We start from the raw sequence: 21082 nt of genomic DNA, 5'->3' as shown, positions 1-21082 counted from the left end.
AATAACGCTATTATCTTTTATTTCCATATAATGGGGGAACAAAATGGACGATACACATCAGTCAGATAAAAATCAGAAAATGGTATTAAAAAGCATCGCAAAATGGTTGGTTATCTTTGCACTGATTGCTTTTGTATGCTATAAAAATCAGAATCTGATGCAGGAAGCGTTGGAAGAAATCCAAATAACTCCTGTATGGAAACTGGTTGTGTGTCTGCTGCTTGGAAATCTGTATTTCATCGCGGAAGGCTGTATCATCAGCGAAATGACGAACACCTGCGACCATCGTTTATCTGTATGGCAGGGAATCACCTGTGCATACCTGTGTACATTTTTCCGGATTGCAACACTTGGAAGCGGAACCGGAGTCGCACAGCTTTATTATTATAATCTGCATGGCATCCGCGTGAGTACCGCAACCGGCATGTCCCTCGCACAATATACATTCCAGAAAATTACGATTGGTTTATTCGGCGTTGTGTCATTTCTCCTTCTGATTCTGAGCGGGCACAGTGGCATCCGCAAATACGCATGGTATATGTTTGCCGGGGCTGTTGTGATTTCATTGATCTGTCTGTTTTTGTTTATATTAACGGTTTCCAAGAAATTCTCCGATCTGATCATGAAGCTGGCTCGAAAGCTTGTGAAACAAAAGAGCCGTCTGTATCCGCTATTGGATAAAGCGCAGGTTTCCATCGACTATCTGCAGGAACAAGGGCGCATCGTATGGAAAGATAAGCGATTGTTTCTGACTGTCGTTTGTTTGGATTTCTTCAAATTCGCATGCTGGTATGCAATTCCGGGAATTTTCTTTGCCGGAAGTTATTCTGTCACAGTTGCAACCTGTCTGGGACTTACTGCCGTCTGCAACATGGTTGGCTGTGTCATGCTGGCACCATCCGGTGTCGGTACGCTTGACTTTGTATTCGCGTTGTTCTTCGCCTGTGTCATTCCGGACGGCGATGCCGTAGCAGCCGCACTTGTAATCTACCGGTTATTCACCTGGATCGTACCTTTCGTGATCGGACTGGTTCCGGCACTAGCGGTACGGAAGAAGGATGCGAAGTAAGTTAAATATGGTTGATTTTCTTCACAAGTGGTGGCAAATTGTCACCACTTGATTTTTTTCTCTAATTTCCCGAAAAAGGCGAAACACTGTTTCGCATATTTGATTATTATTTTCCTACAATTTCAGAATTCTAAGGTTGATTTAAGGTTCGTCCTCTATACTTCGTATTGTAAACAAAAACAAAATGAATTTGAAAGGACGTGATTTTATGAAGAAAAAATCCATTTTGCCACTTGTAACAGTAACGATGCCTGCAACCGCCCTGCTTGGTGGATGTGCAAATAAGACAGATTCGACTACAAGCTTTTCGGGTTATGCAGTCACACAGCCTTAAACAATAAATATTTCTTCACAATTATAAACTCTTTCCTATTTGAATCGCGGTCGGGGTGGTTGCAAGTCCACCCTGACCCGTTTCTTTTATGTTCGGAGACATTTCATTTCCGATTCTGCGCATCGCGTCGATCACTTCATCCACCGGAATCGCACTCTTAATCCCTGCCAAAGACAACTGCGCCGCACTTACTGCATTGACAGCTCCGGCAACATTCCGTTTCACACAAGGCACTTCCACGAGTCCGCAGACCGGATCACATGCAAGCCCGAGCATATTTTTAAGCGCCAGCGCAGCCGCATTTGCGATCATTGCATTCGTGCCACCCTGCAGGAAGCATAGCCCTGCCGCTGCCATCGCAGATGCAGAACCGATCTCCGCCTGACAGCCACCGGACGCCCCGGCGATCGAAGCATTTTCTGCAATCACGGCGCCTACCCCTGCGGAAATGTACATCGCTGCCACCATCTGTTCTTCCGAACACGCAAGCTTCTCCTGCGCCGTCAGGAACACCGCCGGAATCACGCCGCACGAACCTGCGGTCGGTGCCGCAACGATTCTACGCATGCACGCATTTCCCTCTGCCATCTTGATTGCCTTCTCCATCACCAGACCTAAGAAGTCACCACAGAGATTCTTCCCTGCTTCGTTGTATGCGCGAAGTTTCTCGCCATCGCCACCGACCAGCCCGGATGCTGACGTAAGCTTCGCATCATAGGTTTCATCCGCATGGCGCATCGCCTCATACATGCTCTGCATCTTCGCATAGGAAGCTTCCTGCGTCACGGCGCGTTCTTCCATATCCGCATGTTCGATCACCTGCGCAAACGTCATCTGTTCTTTCTCGCACAGCTCCAATATATCCTGAATCGAATGATACGTTATCATCTTGCAGTTCCTCCCTTATCCATAGCTTCCGTATCGTGTCCGAGATACGTGACCTTCTTCACACCCTCGACTTTTTTCAGCCAGTCAATTCCCTCCTTTGGGATCTCCTGATCGCATTCCACGACCATAACTGCCTCTCCGCCACGGCTGGAGCGGTACAACTGCATGTAAGCAATGTTCACGCCTTTATGTGAAAGCATCGACGTTACCTCCGCCACGTGTCCCGGCTGATCCTGATTGTGTACGACAAGCGTCGGATAATCACCGGAGAAATTCGTTTCGATTCCATCGATCTCGGCAATGTTGATCCGGGAGCCACCCAGCGACTGCCCGATGATCTCCAGGCTTCTGCCATCCTGTCCCTGCAGAAAAAGCTGCGCCGTGTTCGGGTGTGCTTCCTTTAACTGTGCCTCTCCGAATTCGATGTGCATGCCCTGTTCTTCGGCAAGCGTAAGCGCCTGCGGAATCCGCGCATCGTCCGGCTGCATTCCAAGCAAACCTGCCACAAGTGCTTTCCGCGTACCATGTCCTTTTCCGGTCGTCAGAAAGCTCCCATATAATAAAATACATGCGGAGACCGGCTGTTCGCCCAACAGCTTCCGGCTGATATATCCTATTTTTACAGCACCTGCGGTATGGGAGCTCGATGGTCCGACCATCACAGGTCCTACGACATCAAATATATTCATTGCTTCACCCTCTTTCATCTGTATTATGAGATTTCTGCCTTCAAATTATGTCAAACATACAATAGAAACTTAAAAAAATCAACCGGAAACGACTGGTCTTTTCATTCACAGTTTTTCCGGTTGATTCACTTAAATTGTTGCTTTAATTTACATTTCAGACTTTTCTATTATAAGTTTTAATCCGGCCGCTCACCACCGCCCGGTGTACCGCCGCCGTGTCCCATACTTCCCATATCCGTAAGGGAAAGAGAAGAGGCATCGACGAGTGCGGAATCATCTTCCTGCTGCCCATCACTTGTGGACGGAATCGTGCCATCTATCTGACCGCGGATGCTCTCTGCCCGGAGCAGGCAGAACGATTTCAACGTATCCACGCCTGTCTCGAACTCTTCGTAGCTACAGAATTTCGTCGGATCCTGTTCTACATAAGTAGCAATCAGATTCTCCGTCTCTGTAATCAGATTCTCGAAATATCCGCTTTCAAAATACTCGGAGATAAATGTATCAAAATACGTGTGATACAGTTCTGTATAGCTCTCATCTGCAAAGATCCACGCAAGCATCGGGCGGGAATCTACCGCTCCACCGGAGACCGGTGTATCGATCGGATAGTTCACCATCTGTGTTGCCGAATCGCTGCCTCCGCCACCCGCCGAGAATCCGCCAAAGGCGAGATTGTAATCCCACGGAATCATTGAAAGCTGTCCATCTTCTTCGTACAGATAGTAATTGTGGATCATCGAACCGGTATAGCTGTCGAAGTTGCAGACGAAATTATGTACGACGAAGTAGCGTATCACCTCATCTACATTTACCACATTCTCGATATCTGAATTCTCGTTCAAAGACTTCAGTGAAGCAATCAAACGTTCTTTATCCTCGTCTGTAATATCTGTCTTGGCGTTATCGAAGATGTTGCTGTAACTGCTATATTCATCATCCGAATAGATGAGCGATACATCATCACTTCCCATACTGCCTCCCGGTCCGCCTTGCTTATTGCCCATGTCACCATCCGGTTTCTGCATTTTCTGACCGTCAGACTCCGTACCTGTCGGCGGTTCCATCTTCTGTCCATCCGAAGAATCTCCATCCGGTCTCTGCATATTCTGACCGCCCGTAAAATCTCCATCCGGTTGCTGCATATCCTGTCCACCTATGAAATCTCCATCCGGTGGCTGCATATCCTGTCCACCCGCGGAATCTCCATCCGGTCTCTGCATATCCTGACCATCTGTAGAATCTCCTTCCGGTCACCCGCACATTTCCGGGCGCATAGGTAAACGCTTCCCGCGTGTAATCAACGATTGTCTTCGGTCGCAGTTCCTGATTCACAAGCTTCGTGTAAAATTCCAGCAGCAGTGGTTCTTCTGACTCCTGCAGCCACGCGACATCACCGCGCAGAATCTGCGTCACCTGTTCTGCAGTCACCTGCACACTCTGTTTGCAGGATAGTCCATTGATCTTCGATTTCTTCTCCAGATGGATCACGGATGTATCGCCATCGTAATAGCGCAGGCGGTATTTCTCCCTGCAGTTCACGCCGTTAATCTTCTCCATAAACGCTTTATCGTACAGATTGTCGAAATACAGGCTGCGAATGTGGTATTTCCCATGATCTCCGTGTGCATCCGCATGGGCGACAGCGTTCAGGCGTCCACGCAGGCAAAGCATATCGCCATAGGTTATCTCATGCTTTCGTTCGTGTCTGTAATTCATAGTCTCACCTCCCGATCTTATCTCATATCGTTGCAGGATTTCCTGCTCTGATCATGAGTATACGGGGGCTACCTTAAATTTACCTTAGAAAATCTAAATGAAATATTATCTATTGACATAAATGTGTGTATAGTGTATTGTGTGTATATACATACATCACACTTTAAGGAGGCTTGAAATGAAAATCCTTATATCAAATACATCCGATACTCCGCTTTATCAGCAGATTGAGGAACAGATTATCGATGCTATTTTAAGAGGTGAACTGGCAGAAGGAGAGGCTCTTCCGTCTATTCGAACATTTGCCAATGACTTAAAAGTAAGTATTTTGACAATACGACGGGTTTACGATGATCTGGAAAAAGAAGGATTTGTAAATAGTCAGGTCGGTATCGGAACATTCGTTTCTACTACAAATATAGACCTTTTAAGGGATTCGAAACGACGAATCGTAGAACAAAAAATGCTGGATATGATACAGACTGCAAAATCCCTTGGAATCACGCAAGAAGAATTAAATGATATGATGAATATTCTATATGAGGAGGACTAAAATGGAACACATTTTAGAGATTACAGGGTTGAACAAAAGCTATCCGGGCTTTTCTCTGCAAGATATTTCATTTGCATTGCCCGATGGGTGCATCACAGGCTTTATCGGAAAAAACGGAGCCGGAAAAACGACCACGCTCAAGTCTATTTTAGGGCTGGTTCCTAAAATATCCGGAACGATCAAATGGTTTGGAATGGATTTGTCTTCCAACGAAAAAGAAATAAAAGAACGGATTGGAATTGTTCTCGATGATGGCGGTTTCTATGAGGAATTGACCTTATCCGAGATGAAAAGCATCATAGCTTCCGCATACAAATCATGGAGTAACGATGATTATAACATGTATCTTGCGCGGTTTTCACTTAACCCGAAACAGAAGATCAGCACCCTGTCAAAGGGTATGCGAATGAAATACGCTCTGGCACTTGCCTTATCCCATAAAGCAGAATTTCTGATTATGGACGAGCCAACCAGTGGTCTTGATCCACTTATCCGAAATCAGTTGGTAGAAATTCTGAAAGAGTTTATGGATAACGGTGGACGCGGTGTGTTCTTTTCGACACACATAACATCTGATCTGGATAAAATTGCAGATACGTTAATCATGATTGATGAAGGGCATATTGTTTTTCAGAAAGATAAAGACAGTTTATTGGATCGTTACAGAATCGTAAAAGGCGATATAGCAGATTTATGTCCGGATACCGAAAAACTGCTGATGAATATTGATAAAACACCATTCGGCTTTACTGCAATTACCAAATATGCGGATGATCTTAGAAAGCGCATGCCAGACTGCATGCTCGAACGGCCATCCATCGAAGATATCATGCTCTGCAATATCAAAGGAGGAAACTAAATGTTACTTCAATTAGTAAAAAAGGACTTTCTAATCATAAAGAAATATGTACTGCTCATGGTTGCAGTCTGTATCCTGTTCCCAGTATTTTTGTTGTGGCGTATACCAGAATTCGCTGGATTACTCGGATTTGTATTAGTGACTGTGTTCTCGATTTTAATGCTTTTACAATATGTTTCTCTAAAAGAAACGCAATATTCAAAAGCATCCACGTTACTGTGTGCATTGCCATTTTCAAGAAAAAACATTGTGCTGTCCAGATATATTTTTTGCATCGTGATCTATTTCGCCTGCTGTTTGATCTTTGGAATCGAAGCTCTTTTGTTTCCAACACTTCAAAGCGTAAGCTACAGAGTCCCGATTGTGCTATTCCTGCTTGTGTCACTGTGTTTAAGCATCTACCTGCCAATCCAATACAAAGTTGGATACGAAAAGACAAAATTGTTTTTTACAGTACTTATCATGGCAACCCCTGTTGGATTTGCCCAATTAATGAAAAAAGGAATAAACCTAGAATTCTTGTCAAATATTCCCTCTGCACTTTTACTGTTCGGAAGCTTGATCATAAGTGCACTGCTTTTAATAATATCTTCTATCCTGTCTATAAAAATATATAGCAAAACCGAATTAGCATAACAAGAAGTAATAAGATAGTTTCAAAAAGAGAGGATCAAACTAAATCCTCTCTTTCTTCTTATAATTCTACCATGAACACAATCTGATTGCCATCCTTATACTCAGCAGTAATTTTCCCTTTGTGGTTTTGTACGATTGCGCGGGCTACGGAAAGTCCGATGCCGTAGCCACCGCTCTTCTGCGTACGTGCTACGTCCGAGCGGTAGAAACGATCGAAGAGCCGGTCTGCTTCCACATCCGGCAGCTTCCCGCATGTATTTTCACAGCTAAGCATTACTTCCTTGCCACGCTTAGCAAGCGTAAGCACAATATCCGCCTGCTCGATGGAATACTTAATCGCATTGTCCAGCAGGATCGTAAGAAGCTGTGTCATCTCCTCGCGGTTTGCATGTAATTTGATATCCGAAGCAATCTTCGTCTGCAGTTCAATCTGTTTCAGCTTTGCGGATTCCGCAAACGAATCTGCCACTTCTTTTGTAAGCTTGCTCATATCCAGATCGGCCATCACAACCGGTGCCGTTCCTTCTTCCATACGAGCCAGCGTAAGCAGATTCTTCATCAGCCCCGACAGGCGTTCCGTCTGTTTGCGAATATTCTTGCTCCATTTACTCTCACCGTTATGCAGTTCCATTGCCTCTGTATTCGCGAGAATAATCGCAAGCGGTGTCTTGATCTCATGTCCGGCATCTGTGACAAACTGCTTCTCCAGATTCTCTGCGATTGGCCGGATCGCACGCTTGGAAAGCGCGATCACCAAAAGTAACATCAAGCCCCAACCAACGACAAATATCAGACTGGATATAAGAAGAACCGCCAGCATAGATTGCCGGTCACTGCTGACATTTAGAAATACAATATTCGTGCCGCGTCTATCCTTCGATGCCTGCATTCTGTAACGAAACTCTTCTTTCTTGCCAGAGGTCTTTCCGGATGCATAGACTTCCCTTGCATATGCATTGGCTGTCTCTTCGTCAACGGAGGAAATGTTATTTACATCCGTATAGACGATCTTCCCATCCATGTCGAACCGCACAAGGAAATATCGTGCCGCCATCGCCATGTCCTCGCTGATCTCCGGGTTAAAGAGATTTGGACGTTTGTCATTTTTTCATCTTCAACATCATGATATCCAGGATGATGCCATCATATTCGCCGATTGTTGCGTAATCAAGCGCTTCTTCCCCATCAAACACAGCATCCACCGTATACTTGTGATAGGTGAGAATATCGACCAACGCCTCGGACATATCCACTTCATCTTCTGCAAGTAATAATTTCATGCCGGTTCCTCCAATATCAAAATAATCCATTCATTTCATTGTTCAAGTTTTTTTGGGGGAAAAATGGGTACAAAAAAATCGGTGCGACGGGATTCGAACCCACGACCTCTGCGTCCCGAACGCAGCGCTCTACCAAGCTGAGCCACGCACCGATAAAATTGGAAATCAATCCAACATTTGACATGATAACACAGATGACAAAAAAAATCAATTCATAATTCCATATAAATTACAATTTTCACCTTTCTGTTTCATTCTACCAGCCATCAATATGGTCTCTCTGAATTGCCGCGAACATCCGGCTTTTCGCCTTCGGAAATTCTTCTTCCATCCGCGCTAACATCTGCTTGGCGGCCTCCCGCTTCGTCGCGCCATCCACCGGACACAGATTCTTCACCACCGGAAGCTGATACCGTCGCATAAAGCCGTGCACCTCCGCCTCGGTCACATATGCAAGCGGCCGGATCAGATCAAGCTCCGTGCCATCGAGATGTGTCACCGGTGAAAATGTATGCACCCGCCCCTCTAACACCTGCGACATCAGAAACGTCTCCACAACATCATCCTTATGATGCGCATATGCAATCTTATTGCACCCTAGTCGAAGTGCTGCTTCATTGAAAGCACCCTTCCTCATCTTCGCACAGAGCGGACACATCCGCTTCTCCTGCCGCTCCATCAAAATCGGAAATATCTGCGTTTTGACAACCTCATATGGAACCTGCAGCGACTCACACAAGTCTTTCACCTTAGAGAAATCCATTCCCAGTATCTGCCGATTCGCTTGTGCACCAGCCCCGGCATCTGCATCGTTTTCCCCGGTACGTTCCATATATTCTCCTACACCGGTATCAACCGTGATCGCCACGACGTCATATTTCTTCGGATAAAATTTTCGCATTCCAGCCAGTGCATACAGGAGCGTCAGACTGTCCTTGCCACCGGAAATACCGATTGCAATCTTATCTCCATCTTCAATCATCCGGTAAGCATCTACCGCCTGCCGCACCTTGCTGTATAATTTCTGTAATTCCATATCTATTTATACTTTTTATTCTTTTACTGTCTTGTTTGCATTCACATCCAATACAAGCAAAATCACTTCTGACAGTTCCAACAGCTGCTGATACTGCTTCTGTACCTCTTTCATCCTACGGCTATTCTCGTCATAATTTTTCTGATCTAAAAATCTTGAACTTTCTTCCAATTGCAGATCATGAATCTGACCCTCCAGTAGACGAATCTGACTTTGCAGCCGCGCATGTGTCTCCACCGGAATCTCTGTGCCAAATAGCTTCTTCCGTAGCTTCTTTGTCATATTATACACACAAAAACCAAGCACCGTAAATACAATTTCAAATCCAATCAGACTTGTCACAAGCCGAAACCATGCATCCCATGCCTGCATAAAGAATACATCAATCATTCCAATCGTCACAAGTAATGCCAACACGATTGCAAGCGGTGTATCGATCCACAAGACAAACCCAATCCGTCTACGGCTGTACTTCTTGTCCACCTGCTGATCTTCAAACTCTAACTTTGATAGATTAAATTGCAGCCTTCCGATATCCTCATGCAGCACATTTGTCATGCCCGTCTGATCCGGACACGCCAGAAGTTTCTCTTCTAGTTCCGCCTGTTCCTGCTCATTTACATAAATTTCCTGCTGCAGGGACTGAAGCTCTGCCTTTAATTGCGCCTGCAGCTCTGTCCACGCCTCTGCAACCTGTGTCGGCGTATATGTGGATAATGTCTGTTTTCCTGTCAGCTCCTGTAAGTTCTCCAGCATACCATCCGCATATTTTTTCTTTACCGCCCGTGCCTGTCTGATCTTCATCTGCTCAAGTTCCTGCAACCGTTTTCCAAAAGCATTCTTCTGATTTAGTTCCTGCAACAATTCATAATCAATTTCTGTTTTTTCTTCTTTCTTCTCCTCAAACCGTCGCATTGCAATTGGAACAAATTTTACACTTGTCAGTTGCTTGTCAATATATCCATAGATAAACCCATGTTCCCCGGTTTCATCCTCATTGATTGGCTCTAAGCTTCCCGGATAATATACATGCTGTTTTTCAAATGCCAGATATTGGTGCTTATGTCCAAGCCCAATATATCCAAAATGTTTTCCTCCGAAATCTTCAACCTCAAACGGGCAGACATTTGCACTGCCTCCATGTCCAAGAAAGATATTGATTGCCCGGAGATTTCTGGCATACACACTGTCAAAATCATTTCGCTCATTCCGGGCACTATACTGGCAAATGCCATAAATATCTACATTGTATTTTTCAAAATGCAGACTATCCATGATTCCTTCTGCATAGGAATTGCGTTTGGCACGTTCCCCCTCCGGCACATGATTATGGATATCCTCACAATCAAGCAGATACATCCGCGATACAAACTCATAATTCCAGAGAACGCTTTCCTTTCCCAGATAGTCACATTCTCCTGTCACATAAAGAATATCCGTCTTATCCAATCGCGCCAGCTGTGTATCGACAAATACAATATCCTCCCTCGTTGGTACATGATCAAACAAATCACCGGTAATAAAGATCATGTCCACTGGATGCAATTCCATATAATCAATAAAATTCAAGAATCCATCATACAGATATGGTGTTTCTCTTCTCGTTCCAAGATGAACGTCTGCAATATGTGCAAATTTCATGGTAATTTCTCCTTGTATAACATAACACCTATTTTTATTCGTTTCTAAATCCAATCTAAAAGTATAGCATATTTTATCATTCTGCTCTCGGTTATTTTATACATTATTGCCATAACACACATTGTACATTATCCAGATGTCTTGCATTGTATTGAAATGTATTGAATTGTATTGAATTCCATTTTGTAGTATAATTCATATTAGTTGTGGAAATCTGTATCACAGTTTTCCACATATGGTCACAATAAGATTACAAGAATATAAACAGGACGTTATTATATGGAAAAACACGCCTTATTGATTGCGAATTCCGCATCAATGATTGATCATTTTAATAAGGACAACATCCGGATTTTGCAGGATATGGGATACACGATTTCGGTTGCCGCGAATTTTCAGGAGGGAAATTCAAGCACCGCGGAACGTATCCACGCATTTGCAAACGAGCTTGCCGCACAGGATATCGAGATCATCGATCTGCCGATTCCCCGAAAGGTAACCGAGCTTGGAAAGGCATTCAAATCCATCCGGATTCTGAAGCGATATATGCGGAACCACCCTTGCCGGATCGTGCATACACAGACACCATTTGGCGGCGTGGTTGGCCGCCTTGCCGCGAAGAAATTCCGCAAAGAAGATGGTACGAAAGTCATCTATTTTGTTCACGGATTTCACTTTTTCCGCGGTGCAGGTCTCAAGAATTATATCCTATATTATAATGTTGAGAAATGGCTGTCCCACGTAACGGATTGTCTGATTACGCTCAATCAGGAGGATTACCTGGCAGCAAAGCAGAAGTTCCACCATCCAAACGTACACCATGTTCCCGGTGTTGGCGTGGATACGGACGCGATTGCTTCTATCCGTGTCAATAAAACGGAGGTATGCAGACGGTTCGGTCTGCCCCCTGACAAGAAGATTATACTGACGGTCGCAGAGCTGATCCCCCGCAAGAACGTTGCAACTGCCATCCGTGCATTTGCGAAGGCCGACCGGGACGATGCAATCCTTGCCATCTGTGGCAAAGGCATTCTCGAACCGTCGTTAAAAGAACTGGCACAGGAGCTGCAGATTGCTGACCGTGTATTTTTTGCCGGCTATCATACGGATGTTCTGGATCTGTATCGCTGTGCGGATCTGTTCTTATTTACAAGTTTTCAGGAGGGCTTATCTGTCGCTGTTATGCAGGCAATGGCTGCCGGGCTCCCCATCATTGCATCGGACATCCGTGGGAACCGCGACTTACTTGCTTCGGAACCTCATACCCGCAGCAAGCATTACCTGCTTCCAACGAAGGATGTAGACGCATATGCAGCGAAGACGAACAAAATCCTCGATGATCCGGCACTGGCACAGGCACTCGGCGCGGAAAATCAGGTCAACTGCAGAAAATACTTTGATATATCGCTTGTACACAAGCTTATGACTACGATTTATACAGAGTTGACCAATTAACGGTCTACGACATTGCATTTATAAAAGGAGACTATTATGTATACAGTTCAGGTTCTGCTATCTACTTTCAATGGCGAAGCTTATTTAAAAGAACAATTAGACAGTATCTTGAATCAGAAAAATGTTGCCGTGAAGCTGTTCGTCCGTGACGACGGTTCATCCGATGGCACCGTGAATATCCTGCGTGCCTATGCCGCACTCCATGACAACATGCAATATCTAAGCGGCGAAAACTGCGGCGTGGTCGCTTCTTTCTTTCGTCTGTTCGAATTATCCGACCCGGATGTGGATTTCTATGCCCTCTCCGATCAAGATGATGTGTGGGATGAAGATAAGCTTTCCATCGCCTGTCAGAAACTCGAACAGATGCGCAAATCAAAATCGCCGAAAAAAAAGAAGCATGATTCCCAGATTCGCACATTTGCAACACCGCTTCTCTACTGTTGTGACGCGTGGAATACCGACGATGCACTGAATCTGCTTCCGGAATCCATGCAGACCGCAGGCAGAGAGCTGGTTCCCGACTTCCGGAATGCATTGATTGAGAACATCGCACGCGGTGCCAGTATCGTATTTAACCAGGCTCTTATGTCTTATATCCGGATCAGCATGCCTCAGGATATCTATATGCATGATTGGTGGCTCTATCTTGTTGCTTCGTGCTTCGGCGAAGTCTGCTATGACAGCGCAGCGCATTACAAGTACCGTCAGCATGCGGGAAATGCGCTCGGTGCAGCAGCCCCTTCCGGCTATTCCAGATTCTTCCGCCGCTTAAAGCAGAGCCGCACGAACGGCGGACATATCTCCAGACAGGCAAAAGCATTTGAACGGATCTACCATGTACCGGAAGAAAAGCAACCGTTTTTGAACATTGTAACGAAGTATCAGGACGTAAAATCCTACCGTAAAATGGGCAAATCCGGCAAATATTTATTCCGTCAGAACCCAAAGGATAACCGCATCTTCCAACTTATGTTTTATTCTAATCATTTGTAATTGACTTCGTTTTCCTTTTCGTTTATAATAATTTTTGAATTTTTCTTAAGTAAATAGAATGAAAATATAAAAATCAAACAGAAAGAGGAATGAGCTATGGCAGTAAAGTACATTTTTGTCACCGGCGGCGTTGTATCCGGGCTCGGTAAGGGTATTACCGCGGCATCACTTGGACGCCTGTTGAAGGCGCGCGGCTACAAGGTAATCAGCCAAAAATTTGATCCATATGTCAACATGGATCCGGGAACTATGAATCCGATTCAGCATGGCGAGGTATTTGTAACAGATGACGGTGCAGAAACCGATTTGGATCTTGGACACTACGAGCGTTTTATCGACGAGAGTCTGAACAAGGGTTCCAACGTGACAACCGGAAAGGTTTACTGGAGCATTCTGAACAAGGAGCGTCGTGGTGACTTCGGCGGTCATACCGTTCAGATCATTCCGCATATTACAAACGAAATCAAAGATCGTTTCTATCGCAATCCAGATGCAAAAGACGATGAGATTGCAATCATCGAAGTTGGCGGTACTGTCGGCGATATCGAGAGCCAACCGTACATGGAAGCCATCCGTCAGTTTCAGTTGGATGTCGGACATGAAAATTGTATCATGATCCACGTCACACTGATTCCTTACTTAAAATCATCCGGCGAACTGAAGACAAAGCCGACACAGGCAAGCGTAAAGACATGTCAGTCGCTTGGTATCCAGCCGGATATCTTAGTTTGCCGTTCCGATCTTCCGTTAGACAAAGCAATTAAAGATAAGATTGCCAGCTTCTGTAACGTTCCAAGCGAATGTGTCATCCAGAATCTGGACGTGGATGTATTATACGAAGTGGTTCTTGCTATGGAGCACGAGAAGCTTGCTGATGCAGCCTGCAAATGTCTCCACATTCCATGCCCGGCACCGGATCTTGATGACTGGATCGCCATGGTTGACAACTGGAAGCATCCACAGAAGAAGGTGCGCGTCGCTTTGGTTGGAAAATATGTCAGCCTGCATGACGCTTACATCTCTGTCGTAGAATCCCTGAAGCATGCCGGTGTCGCGCACCGTGCGGATGTTGAGATCAAGTGGGTCGATTCTGAGCTTGTCACGAAGGAAAATGTCGCAGAAATCTTAGGCGATGTATCCGGCATCTTAGTACCCGGCGGTTTCGGTGACCGTGGTATCGAAGGTATGATTGAAGCAATCACCTATGCACGGGAAAACAAGATTCCTTACCTTGGCTTATGTCTTGGTATGCAGCTTACCATCGTGGAGTTCGTAAGAAATGTTGTCGGTTATCCGGATGCGAACAGCTCTGAGTTCAACCCAAGCTCCAGCCATCAGGTCATCCATATCATGCCTGACCAGAATGGTGTCACAGACTTAGGCGGAACATTGCGGCTTGGTTCTTATCCTTGCGTACTCGACAAGAGTTCCAAAGCATACCAGTTATATGGCACCGATCACATCAACGAGCGTCACAGACATCGTTATGAGGTAAACAACGATTACAGAAAGGTTCTGACGGATCACGGCATGCTCCTGTCTGGTCTGTCTCCGGACGGACATATCGTTGAAATGATCGAGCTTCCGGATCACCCTTGGTTCATCGGGACACAGGCACACCCGGAGTTTAAGAGCCGTCCGAACAAGGCACATCCATTATTCTTAGGATTTGTCGGTGCTGCGATTGCACATTCCGAAGAAGCATGATATACTACCATTTGTCTACATTTGAAAGTGGCAGTTTTAAATGCATGTGAATTCACCGGCTGGATATCCTTTCGGTTTTCTATGCAGCACAAAAGAAAGGGTATCCGGACCATATGAATAAAAAAAGTCCTACGTTTTTAAAAAAGTATAATCATATATGGACACTGTTATACGTCGCAATCTATATGCCATGGTTCATGTGGCTGGAGAAAACAGTAACCACAGAGTTTCATCTCGTATCGATGCCGGTTGATTACAAGATTCCGTTCTGTGAATATTTTATTATCCCCTATTTTATGTGGTTTTTGTTCGTCCCGGCGATTGTCGGCTATGAATTTTTCTATTCCAAGAAAGAATATTATCAATGTTGTGCGTATCTGTTCAGCGGCATGACGATTTTCCTGATCATCTGCACCATCTGGCACAATGGTCTGGATCTGCGGCAGGATATCTCCTACAACAATAACCTGTGTGCAAGACTCGTCAAGATGCTGTATAAGACAGACACAAGCACGAACGTATTCCCAAGTCTGCACGTATTTAACACACTTGGTTGTCTCGTTGCCCTATACAGGAGCAAAGGTGTAAAAGATAAAGCATGGATCAAAGTGATTGCAACAGTCATTGGTATTCTGATTATCTTATCCACGATGTTTTTGAAGCAACATTCGGTGTGGGATGTCATCGGTGCATTTGCAATGGCAGCAATCCTCTATCCAATTGTCTATGTGATTCCTTGGGGAAGAACAAAACAGAAAGAAATGTAATAACTGTTCGTTTCATAGTTTTTTGATAAAACAAAAATTCCGAAGTTTGTTATAAACAAGCTTCGGAATTTTTATTTATCTTCTAATTAAATCCAAACAACTTCTGGAATACACGATATCCGGTTCTGGCAAACCATCTGCCCGTTGGTCCGTGCAGATTGAACGTGATACCGAACAACGTTGTACGAAGTTCCTTGTATAATTCTGCGTCTGTATCCTTCAGATACTTCCACAGTTCTTTTTTCTTCTTATATAACTCTTTGTCCTTTGATACAACACAGATACTCGATGCAACACACATCATCATATCTAAGTACTGGAACAAAAACCGATACATCTGTGGCGGGAGTTCTTTTCGATTCTCACTGAAAAACTGGATCAGCGTCCGGTTGACAAGCATCTGCTGATCAATCCGCTTCATCATCGTCTTCTCATTGACCGACTGTCCTTCTCTGCCAATATAATAATGATATAAATCAACATTCAGGTACATCAGCTTCTTCACACGAATCATCGGTTCAAATATATAGAGATTATCCACATAAAATGTATGCTTCGGAAGCTGCAAACCGCAATCCTTCAGCAGCTGTGTCCGGTAAATGACTGAGTGCATCAGTACATACTGGAACTTATTGAACCGAATCCGGCTGTCTTCCCAGCTGATGATACGTTTCTCCGGCAAAGCACCATGGTAACGCATCACGCGCTTCTTCCGACGTTCTACCTTGTCATAGATGTAGTTTGAGAGCAGGACATCCAAATCCTTCTCATCTTCCACAATCTTCTTTAAGACCTTCAGCACTTGTTTGTAGGCCTCTTTGTCAAGCCAGTCATCACTGTCAACAACCTTGAAATAAACTCCGGTTGCATGAGCGATACCGGTATTCACCGCATCGCCATGCCCACCATTTTCTTTATGAATTGCCTTTACAATTGTCGGGTACTTCTCTGCATAGGCATCTGCAATCTGCGCCGTGTCATCTGTAGAGCCGTCATCCACGATCAATATCTCCACAAGTTCGCCACCAATCAATGCGTGATCGACACACTTTTTCATATAGTCCTGCGAATTATAGCAGGGAATTGTAATGGTTAATATTTTTTTATTCATAAATTACTTGATTACCTTGATCCAGCCTTCCGGTGCTTCGATTCGTCCCATCTGGATACCTGTCAGAGCATCATACAGCTTCTTAATGTATGGTCCCATCTCATCCATACCGCTTGGGAAGCAGATTTCCTTGCCGTGATCGTTGATCTTTCCAACCGGAGAGATAACAGCAGCTGTACCACACAGACCACACTCTGCGAAATCCTTTACCTCATCGAAGTAAACTTCTCTATGTTCTACCTTCATGCCAAGGTACTTCTCTGCAACAACCATCAGAGAACGACGAGTGATAGATGGAAGGATACTGTCTGACTTTGGTGTAACCAATGTGCCATCCTTTGTAATAAAGATGAAGTTTGCTCCACCTGTCTCCTCTACCTTTGTACGTGTTGCAGCATCCAGATACATATTCTCTGCAAATCCCTGGTTATGTGCATCAACGATTGGGTATAAGCTCATAGCATAGTTCAATCCAGCCTTAATATGACCTGTTCCATGAGGTGCTGCACGATCATAATCACTGACACGGATTACAATTGGCTTTGCACCGCCCTTAAAGTAAGGGCCAACCGGTGTACAGAATACACGGAACTGATACTCATCTGCAGGCTTTACACCGATAACCGGATTGCTGCCGAACATATACGGACGGATGTACAAGGTTGCACCTGAACCATATGGTGGTACCCAGTCAATATTCGCCTCAACTGTCTTCACGACTGCATCAACCCACTTATCTTCCGGATATACAGGCATCTCCAGACGCTTGCAGGAATCTGCCATACGGGATGCATTTAAGTCAGGACGGAAAATCACAATCTGTCCCTTCTCTGTTGTATATGCTTTCAAACCTTCAAAACAGGTCTGTGCATACTGAAGGACTCCGGCACACTCACTCAGATTAACTGTTGCATCCTCAGTCAGCACGCCGTCATCCCATGCACCGTTCTTATAGTTTGATACGAAACGCTTGTCTGTCTGCACATAGCCAAAGCCAAGTGAAGACCAATCAATATTTTTGCTCATGATCTATTACTTCCTTTCCCTCATGCGTATTATCTGCCCTTTATTTTACCACTCATATGTAATTATGCAAGCAGAAAATAGCATAATCGAGTGATTTTGCTTGGTTTAACTGTTCAAAATGCTTATTTTATTATTTTTTGAGTGCAATTGCTTCGATTTCAATCTTCACATCTTTTGGAAGTCTTGCCACCTCTACACAGGAACGTGCCGGACAGTCCTTCTCAAAAAATGTTGCATATACTTCATTCACTGCAGCAAAATCATTCATATCTTTAATAAATACCGTAGTCTTTACCACATGCTCCGCATCACTGCCCGCCTCATTCAACAACGCGATCAGGTTTCCGATTGCCTGCTTTGCCTGTGCCTTGACATCACCAGTCTCAAGCTCACCGGTCTCCGGAATAATCGGAATCATACCCGATGTATAAATCATATCTCCCACCGCAATCGCCTGGGAATACGGTCCGATTGCTGCCGGTGCCTTAGGTGTCTGAATCACTGTCTTCATAATATATGTGCCTCCTATAAATATTATCTAATCAACGAGTTCAATTGTCTTCTCCGTAATGCGGATCTTTCCCTCTTTCAAGAGACGTCCACAGGCGCGCTTAAATGCGTTCTTACTGAGTCCGAACTCTTTCTTGATTATATCCTTATCTGCCTTATCTGTAAACGGTAAAACGCCTTTATAGCTCTTTATAACGGCATATACCATCGCACTGTCCTCTTCCATCTGTGCATATGCCAGTTTCCGCAATGCAAGATCTGCCTTTCCATCCGGACGGATCTTCACGATTCTGCCATGCACCTCATCGCCGACACGCACCGGCGCATACAATTCACTTGCATAAATCAGTCCCGGATATTTGTCATCAATTGCCACAAAAGCGCCGAAATCTTTCTTGAACTCATACACCGTTCCTACGAAATCCTGTCCCTCCTCGTAACCCTCGATTGGCTGCAATTCCTTACCAACCTTCATCGATACTGCCAGTCGTCCGGACTTATCCACGTACATCCGCACCAGATAGGACTTCCCAGTCTCCACTTTCGTCGTCTGCTCCTTAAATGGAAGCAGCACATCACGTTCCAGTCCACAATCCATAAATGCGCCTAAGCTTGTCACACTCTTCACCTGCAGCTTCTTCACTTCTCCTACGGTGATCAACGGTGTATTCGTTGTTGCGATGATCCGATCCTGTGAATCCCGGTAAATAAAGACTCGCAGGGATGCGCCCGCTTTCACGCCCTCCGGCACCTGTTTTCTTGGAAGCAGAACCGTATCCACGGTTGCACTATCCTCTTCTCCGAGATATATTCCAAAGTCTTTTGAACGAATGACTTTCAGATCATTCCATTTTCCAATTTCTATCATATTTCCCTACTTTCTAAAAAAAGACCACAAACATGCGTGGTCTATTTTTTCTTGTCCTTATTCAACTTCAATACTTTATTCTTTATAAAGGATGTCTCTGTCTCATCTGCCTTTACAAATCCCATATCCAGTAAAACATCCGGCGAATTCGTAAGCGAAAATACAGACATGCCTTTCTCATTCATCTTTTCCTTATAGCCATTGAATACATCCACAACCGCATACGTATCCTTTGTTCTGCGATCCGGGCTTGCAATCACATTACGGATGCACCATGAATTAAACTCACTGCCCTTCTCCGGCACCTGCACATCGTCGCCCTTGACTTTCTTCACATATATGCTTTCTGTATCACAAATGGCCCACGGAACCACATATATTACGCTGCTCATACTTACTTCCTTTCAAATGGTTGTTCACTACGCAATTGATTTACAAAAATCTTTGTTTTCTCCTAGCGTTCAACGTATGCAATCATATAGTATTTGTTTCCGTTTGTCAAACAATTATTTATCCAATTCCTGACAAGTGTGGCGTTTTGTAGCGTATTTCAACTTTTTGTAACTTTTTTTAAAAAAAGGGTTGCATTTTCAATAGACATGTAATATAATACCAACTTGTGAGACACAAAAGAGTCTCCAAACTTCATAATGATGGGCTATCGCCAAATGGTAAGGCACTGGACTCTGACTCCAGCATTTTCCAGGTTCGAATCCTGGTAGCCCAGTTTATAAGACGGTCGAGGTTCGATCGTCTTTTTATTTTCTGCTTTGGAATGCGAGCCATTTAATATATTTTAAGGATGCAACATACAACGTAATTCTCCGCAGACCCGCTCCCGCTCACTTCCGCACATAGCAGACACTAAACTCGCAAAGTATCAATTCTACGAATTGTCACTTTCCTCGTTAAGTGCTGATGTGCAGTGCTTGTAGGAACGCGCAAAAAAAGCTCCCCAATAAATTGGAAAGCTTTAAGGTATGCGGCCGAGAAGATTCGAACTCCCGACACCTTGGTCCGTAGCCAAGTGCTCTATCCAGCTGAGCTACGACCGCATCTGTGTTGTGTCTCACAACAGATGATATTCTACCGTAGTTTAGACCAAATGTCAAGCGTTTTCTTAACAAAATTGAAGCCAATATCAAAATCCTCAAAAAGTCCAAACGTGACAACCAGTGAATGTCTCCAAAAAATCAGCATAACCAACCATCTCAAAAGCGGATGCAGGAATCCAGACTATATTCCACCATACAGTCTTCCTCCGCACAGACAGAAATCCAATAATCATCCATTCGAAGCATAAAGTACCGGTACGGCGTTCCAATGACAGCCTTCTGCACCAGATCGATTTCAAAGGAATTGAGCGGCACGCTGATTCCGTCGCCTGTAAGCTTCAGATATGACTCTTTCATCGTCCACAGATAAAAGAACCGTTCTGCACACAGACTGTCATCCGGCTTGAACCTCAATTTTTTCGCCAAACCACCATGCGAATCTGCCGGCTCCTGAGATACTACCTCTTTTTGTCCGGATACATAAGCATACTCCCGCTCGGTAAAGCAACGTCTGGCTACACGCAGATTATCCTTTTCCCGGATCTGCTCGATATCAACCCCCAGCGGCACATCCCCATATGCAAGCACAACATAATCCCCCGCATGGGAGAGATTAAAGTAAAACTCTGGATGTCCCTGTACTGTCGGCTTTCCATTCTCATTTTTTTCTAGTACCAATGCCTGCGGAGCTATGCCAAGCTTCTCTTCTACAAGTGTCTGTAACATTAAGCCTGCAACAATCGAGGTATATGCCGGTTCCCGTCTACGAAAAGCCAATACCCGGGACTTTCGTTCCGGGTATAAGCGTTCGACCAATTCATCAAAATGTTGTTCTATGTATTCACGATTTACTTTTACAACAGATACATGAATCTTTGTCATA

The 21082-nt window shown here is 44.6% G+C and carries 23 protein-coding genes and 3 tRNA genes; 10 read left to right on the top strand and 16 right to left on the bottom strand.

The genetic code is table 11. The annotated features are described in order from the left end of the window. Positions 1-43 precede the first annotated feature (43 nt). A complete protein-coding gene (locus tag ACZQK9_RS10455; protein ID WP_178017601.1) occupies positions 44-1069 on the top strand; it encodes a lysylphosphatidylglycerol synthase transmembrane domain-containing protein in 1026 nt (341 codons plus the stop codon). Between the two features lie 208 nt (positions 1070-1277). After that, positions 1278-1403, top strand: a complete 126-nt coding sequence (locus ACZQK9_RS10450; RefSeq protein WP_483270521.1) for a hypothetical protein — start codon at positions 1278-1280, stop codon at positions 1401-1403. 21 nt (positions 1404-1424) lie between these two features. On the opposite strand, the gene sdaAA is transcribed toward ACZQK9_RS10450, so the two are convergent. The 4 genes from sdaAA to ACZQK9_RS10430 form a co-directional block, all read right to left on the bottom strand. Then, entirely contained in the window at positions 1425-2291 is an 867-nt protein-coding gene (gene sdaAA, locus ACZQK9_RS10445) for an L-serine ammonia-lyase, iron-sulfur-dependent, subunit alpha (RefSeq protein ID WP_483270520.1), read from the bottom strand. Continuing rightward, positions 2288-2980 carry an L-serine ammonia-lyase, iron-sulfur-dependent subunit beta gene (gene sdaAB / locus ACZQK9_RS10440; protein ID WP_483270519.1) on the bottom strand — a complete coding sequence of 231 codons (693 nt, stop codon included), beginning with the start codon at positions 2978-2980 and terminating at the stop codon, positions 2288-2290. Before sdaAB ends, sdaAA begins: the two co-directional genes overlap by 4 nt. Before the next feature lie 176 nt (positions 2981-3156). Then, positions 3157-3954, bottom strand: coding sequence for a CotH kinase family protein (locus tag ACZQK9_RS10435; RefSeq protein WP_483270532.1), 798 nt, complete (start codon positions 3952-3954; stop codon positions 3157-3159). A gap of 64 nt (positions 3955-4018) precedes the next feature. Next, positions 4019-4699 carry a polyphosphate polymerase domain-containing protein gene (locus ACZQK9_RS10430; protein WP_483270518.1) on the bottom strand — a complete coding sequence of 227 codons (681 nt, stop codon included), beginning with the start codon at positions 4697-4699 and terminating at the stop codon, positions 4019-4021. Positions 4700-4877: 178 nt separating this feature from the next. Here ACZQK9_RS10430 and ACZQK9_RS10425 point away from each other — a divergent pair, with 178 nt between their 5' ends. From ACZQK9_RS10425 to ACZQK9_RS10415, 3 genes are read left to right on the top strand one after another with little or no spacing between them, the layout of a single operon-like run. Further along, positions 4878-5252, top strand: coding sequence for a GntR family transcriptional regulator (locus tag ACZQK9_RS10425; protein WP_483270517.1), 375 nt, complete (start codon positions 4878-4880; stop codon positions 5250-5252). Position 5253: 1 nt separating this feature from the next. Next, positions 5254-6111, top strand: a complete 858-nt coding sequence (locus ACZQK9_RS10420; protein ID WP_483270516.1) for an ABC transporter ATP-binding protein — start codon at positions 5254-5256, stop codon at positions 6109-6111. Further along, a complete protein-coding gene (locus ACZQK9_RS10415) occupies positions 6112-6747 on the top strand; it encodes an ABC-2 transporter permease (RefSeq protein ID WP_483270515.1) in 636 nt (211 codons plus the stop codon). A gap of 58 nt (positions 6748-6805) precedes the next feature. On the opposite strand, the gene ACZQK9_RS10410 is transcribed toward ACZQK9_RS10415, so the two are convergent. The 5 genes from ACZQK9_RS10410 to ACZQK9_RS10390 all read right to left on the bottom strand — a co-directional run bounded on the left by ACZQK9_RS10410 (position 6806) and on the right by ACZQK9_RS10390 (position 10704). Beyond that, a complete protein-coding gene (locus tag ACZQK9_RS10410; RefSeq protein ID WP_483270514.1) occupies positions 6806-7807 on the bottom strand; it encodes a sensor histidine kinase in 1002 nt (333 codons plus the stop codon). 40 nt (positions 7808-7847) lie between these two features. Beyond that, positions 7848-8027, bottom strand: a complete 180-nt coding sequence (locus ACZQK9_RS10405) for a response regulator (protein ID WP_483270513.1) — start codon at positions 8025-8027, stop codon at positions 7848-7850. Between the two features lie 78 nt (positions 8028-8105). Then, positions 8106-8179 (bottom strand) — tRNA-Pro (locus tag ACZQK9_RS10400). A gap of 104 nt (positions 8180-8283) precedes the next feature. Further along, positions 8284-9063, bottom strand: a complete 780-nt coding sequence (locus ACZQK9_RS10395; protein ID WP_483270512.1) for a tRNA lysidine(34) synthetase — start codon at positions 9061-9063, stop codon at positions 8284-8286. A gap of 15 nt (positions 9064-9078) precedes the next feature. Next, a complete protein-coding gene (locus ACZQK9_RS10390; RefSeq protein WP_483270511.1) occupies positions 9079-10704 on the bottom strand; it encodes a metallophosphoesterase in 1626 nt (541 codons plus the stop codon). A gap of 279 nt (positions 10705-10983) precedes the next feature. Between ACZQK9_RS10390 and ACZQK9_RS10385 the strand changes: the two genes are divergently transcribed. The 4 genes from ACZQK9_RS10385 (at position 10984) to ACZQK9_RS10370 (ending at position 15629) form a co-directional block, all read left to right on the top strand. Continuing rightward, on the top strand, positions 10984-12159 hold the full coding sequence (locus ACZQK9_RS10385; RefSeq protein ID WP_483270510.1) for a glycosyltransferase: 1176 nt from the start codon (positions 10984-10986) through the stop codon (positions 12157-12159). Between the two features lie 36 nt (positions 12160-12195). Beyond that, the gene (locus tag ACZQK9_RS10380; RefSeq protein WP_483270509.1) at positions 12196-13155 is read left to right on the top strand and encodes a glycosyltransferase family 2 protein; all 960 of its coding nucleotides are present in this window, start codon (positions 12196-12198) and stop codon (positions 13153-13155) included. Positions 13156-13251: 96 nt separating this feature from the next. Then, complete coding sequence (pyrG, locus tag ACZQK9_RS10375; RefSeq protein WP_177971278.1) at positions 13252-14862, top strand: CTP synthase; 1611 nt, start codon at positions 13252-13254, stop codon at positions 14860-14862. 113 nt (positions 14863-14975) lie between these two features. Beyond that, positions 14976-15629, top strand: coding sequence for a phosphatase PAP2 family protein (locus tag ACZQK9_RS10370; RefSeq protein ID WP_483270508.1), 654 nt, complete (start codon positions 14976-14978; stop codon positions 15627-15629). Positions 15630-15711: 82 nt separating this feature from the next. On the opposite strand, the gene ACZQK9_RS10365 is transcribed toward ACZQK9_RS10370, so the two are convergent. From ACZQK9_RS10365 to ACZQK9_RS10345, 5 genes are all read right to left on the bottom strand, one after another. Beyond that, the gene (locus tag ACZQK9_RS10365; protein WP_483270507.1) at positions 15712-16740 is read right to left on the bottom strand and encodes a glycosyltransferase family 2 protein; all 1029 of its coding nucleotides are present in this window, start codon (positions 16738-16740) and stop codon (positions 15712-15714) included. A 3-nt stretch (positions 16741-16743) separates the two neighbouring features. Next, positions 16744-17769: a branched-chain amino acid aminotransferase gene (locus tag ACZQK9_RS10360; RefSeq protein ID WP_177982132.1), complete on the bottom strand. Its 1026-nt coding sequence runs from the start codon at positions 17767-17769 to the stop codon at positions 16744-16746. Positions 17770-17896: 127 nt separating this feature from the next. Then, positions 17897-18277: a RidA family protein gene (locus ACZQK9_RS10355; RefSeq protein WP_483270506.1), complete on the bottom strand. Its 381-nt coding sequence runs from the start codon at positions 18275-18277 to the stop codon at positions 17897-17899. A gap of 27 nt (positions 18278-18304) precedes the next feature. Continuing rightward, entirely contained in the window at positions 18305-19144 is an 840-nt protein-coding gene (locus tag ACZQK9_RS10350; protein ID WP_483270505.1) for a CvfB family protein, read from the bottom strand. A gap of 41 nt (positions 19145-19185) precedes the next feature. Beyond that, positions 19186-19536 carry a hypothetical protein gene (locus ACZQK9_RS10345; RefSeq protein ID WP_178017613.1) on the bottom strand — a complete coding sequence of 117 codons (351 nt, stop codon included), beginning with the start codon at positions 19534-19536 and terminating at the stop codon, positions 19186-19188. A gap of 262 nt (positions 19537-19798) precedes the next feature. On the opposite strand from ACZQK9_RS10345, the gene ACZQK9_RS10340 reads away from it, so the two are divergent. Then, positions 19799-19871, top strand: a tRNA-Gln gene (locus tag ACZQK9_RS10340). 254 nt (positions 19872-20125) lie between these two features. Here ACZQK9_RS10340 and ACZQK9_RS10335 read toward each other — a convergent pair. Further along, positions 20126-20199, bottom strand: a tRNA-Arg gene (locus ACZQK9_RS10335). A 156-nt stretch (positions 20200-20355) separates the two neighbouring features. Continuing rightward, complete coding sequence (locus ACZQK9_RS10330) at positions 20356-21081, bottom strand: 4'-phosphopantetheinyl transferase family protein (RefSeq protein ID WP_483270504.1); 726 nt, start codon at positions 21079-21081, stop codon at positions 20356-20358. Position 21082 lies beyond the last annotated feature (1 nt).

Source organism: Wujia sp. (assembly GCF_056872695.1).
The sequence above is the reverse complement of the archived record's forward strand: the minus strand, read 5'-3'. Positions and strand labels throughout refer to the sequence as shown.

What these genes read in the sequence shown, in the direction of transcription:
- ACZQK9_RS10455 (WP_178017601.1), top strand. Translation starts at nt 44, where the DNA reads ATGGACGATACACATCAGTCAGATAAAAATCAGAAAATGGTATTAAAA.
- ACZQK9_RS10450 (WP_483270521.1), top strand. Translation starts at nt 1,278, where the DNA reads ATGAAGAAAAAATCCATTTTGCCACTTGTAACAGTAACGATGCCTGCA.
- sdaAA (WP_483270520.1), bottom strand. Translation starts at nt 2,291, where the DNA reads ATGATAACGTATCATTCGATTCAGGATATATTGGAGCTGTGCGAGAAA.
- sdaAB (WP_483270519.1), bottom strand. Translation starts at nt 2,980, where the DNA reads ATGAATATATTTGATGTCGTAGGACCTGTGATGGTCGGACCATCGAGC.
- ACZQK9_RS10435 (WP_483270532.1), bottom strand. Translation starts at nt 3,954, where the DNA reads ATGGGAAGTGATGATGTATCGCTCATCTATTCGGATGATGAATATAGC.
- ACZQK9_RS10430 (WP_483270518.1), bottom strand. Translation starts at nt 4,699, where the DNA reads ATGAATTACAGACACGAACGAAAGCATGAGATAACCTATGGCGATATG.
- ACZQK9_RS10425 (WP_483270517.1), top strand. Translation starts at nt 4,878, where the DNA reads ATGAAAATCCTTATATCAAATACATCCGATACTCCGCTTTATCAGCAG.
- ACZQK9_RS10420 (WP_483270516.1), top strand. Translation starts at nt 5,254, where the DNA reads ATGGAACACATTTTAGAGATTACAGGGTTGAACAAAAGCTATCCGGGC.
- ACZQK9_RS10415 (WP_483270515.1), top strand. Translation starts at nt 6,112, where the DNA reads ATGTTACTTCAATTAGTAAAAAAGGACTTTCTAATCATAAAGAAATAT.
- ACZQK9_RS10410 (WP_483270514.1), bottom strand. Translation starts at nt 7,807, where the DNA reads ATGGCGATGGCGGCACGATATTTCCTTGTGCGGTTCGACATGGATGGG.
- ACZQK9_RS10405 (WP_483270513.1), bottom strand. Translation starts at nt 8,027, where the DNA reads ATGAAATTATTACTTGCAGAAGATGAAGTGGATATGTCCGAGGCGTTG.
- ACZQK9_RS10395 (WP_483270512.1), bottom strand. Translation starts at nt 9,063, where the DNA reads ATGGAATTACAGAAATTATACAGCAAGGTGCGGCAGGCGGTAGATGCT.
- ACZQK9_RS10390 (WP_483270511.1), bottom strand. Translation starts at nt 10,704, where the DNA reads ATGAAATTTGCACATATTGCAGACGTTCATCTTGGAACGAGAAGAGAA.
- ACZQK9_RS10385 (WP_483270510.1), top strand. Translation starts at nt 10,984, where the DNA reads ATGGAAAAACACGCCTTATTGATTGCGAATTCCGCATCAATGATTGAT.
- ACZQK9_RS10380 (WP_483270509.1), top strand. Translation starts at nt 12,196, where the DNA reads ATGTATACAGTTCAGGTTCTGCTATCTACTTTCAATGGCGAAGCTTAT.
- pyrG (WP_177971278.1), top strand. Translation starts at nt 13,252, where the DNA reads ATGGCAGTAAAGTACATTTTTGTCACCGGCGGCGTTGTATCCGGGCTC.
- ACZQK9_RS10370 (WP_483270508.1), top strand. Translation starts at nt 14,976, where the DNA reads ATGAATAAAAAAAGTCCTACGTTTTTAAAAAAGTATAATCATATATGG.
- ACZQK9_RS10365 (WP_483270507.1), bottom strand. Translation starts at nt 16,740, where the DNA reads ATGAATAAAAAAATATTAACCATTACAATTCCCTGCTATAATTCGCAG.
- ACZQK9_RS10355 (WP_483270506.1), bottom strand. Translation starts at nt 18,277, where the DNA reads ATGAAGACAGTGATTCAGACACCTAAGGCACCGGCAGCAATCGGACCG.
- ACZQK9_RS10350 (WP_483270505.1), bottom strand. Translation starts at nt 19,144, where the DNA reads ATGATAGAAATTGGAAAATGGAATGATCTGAAAGTCATTCGTTCAAAA.
- ACZQK9_RS10345 (WP_178017613.1), bottom strand. Translation starts at nt 19,536, where the DNA reads ATGAGCAGCGTAATATATGTGGTTCCGTGGGCCATTTGTGATACAGAA.
- ACZQK9_RS10330 (WP_483270504.1), bottom strand. Translation starts at nt 21,081, where the DNA reads ATGACAAAGATTCATGTATCTGTTGTAAAAGTAAATCGTGAATACATA.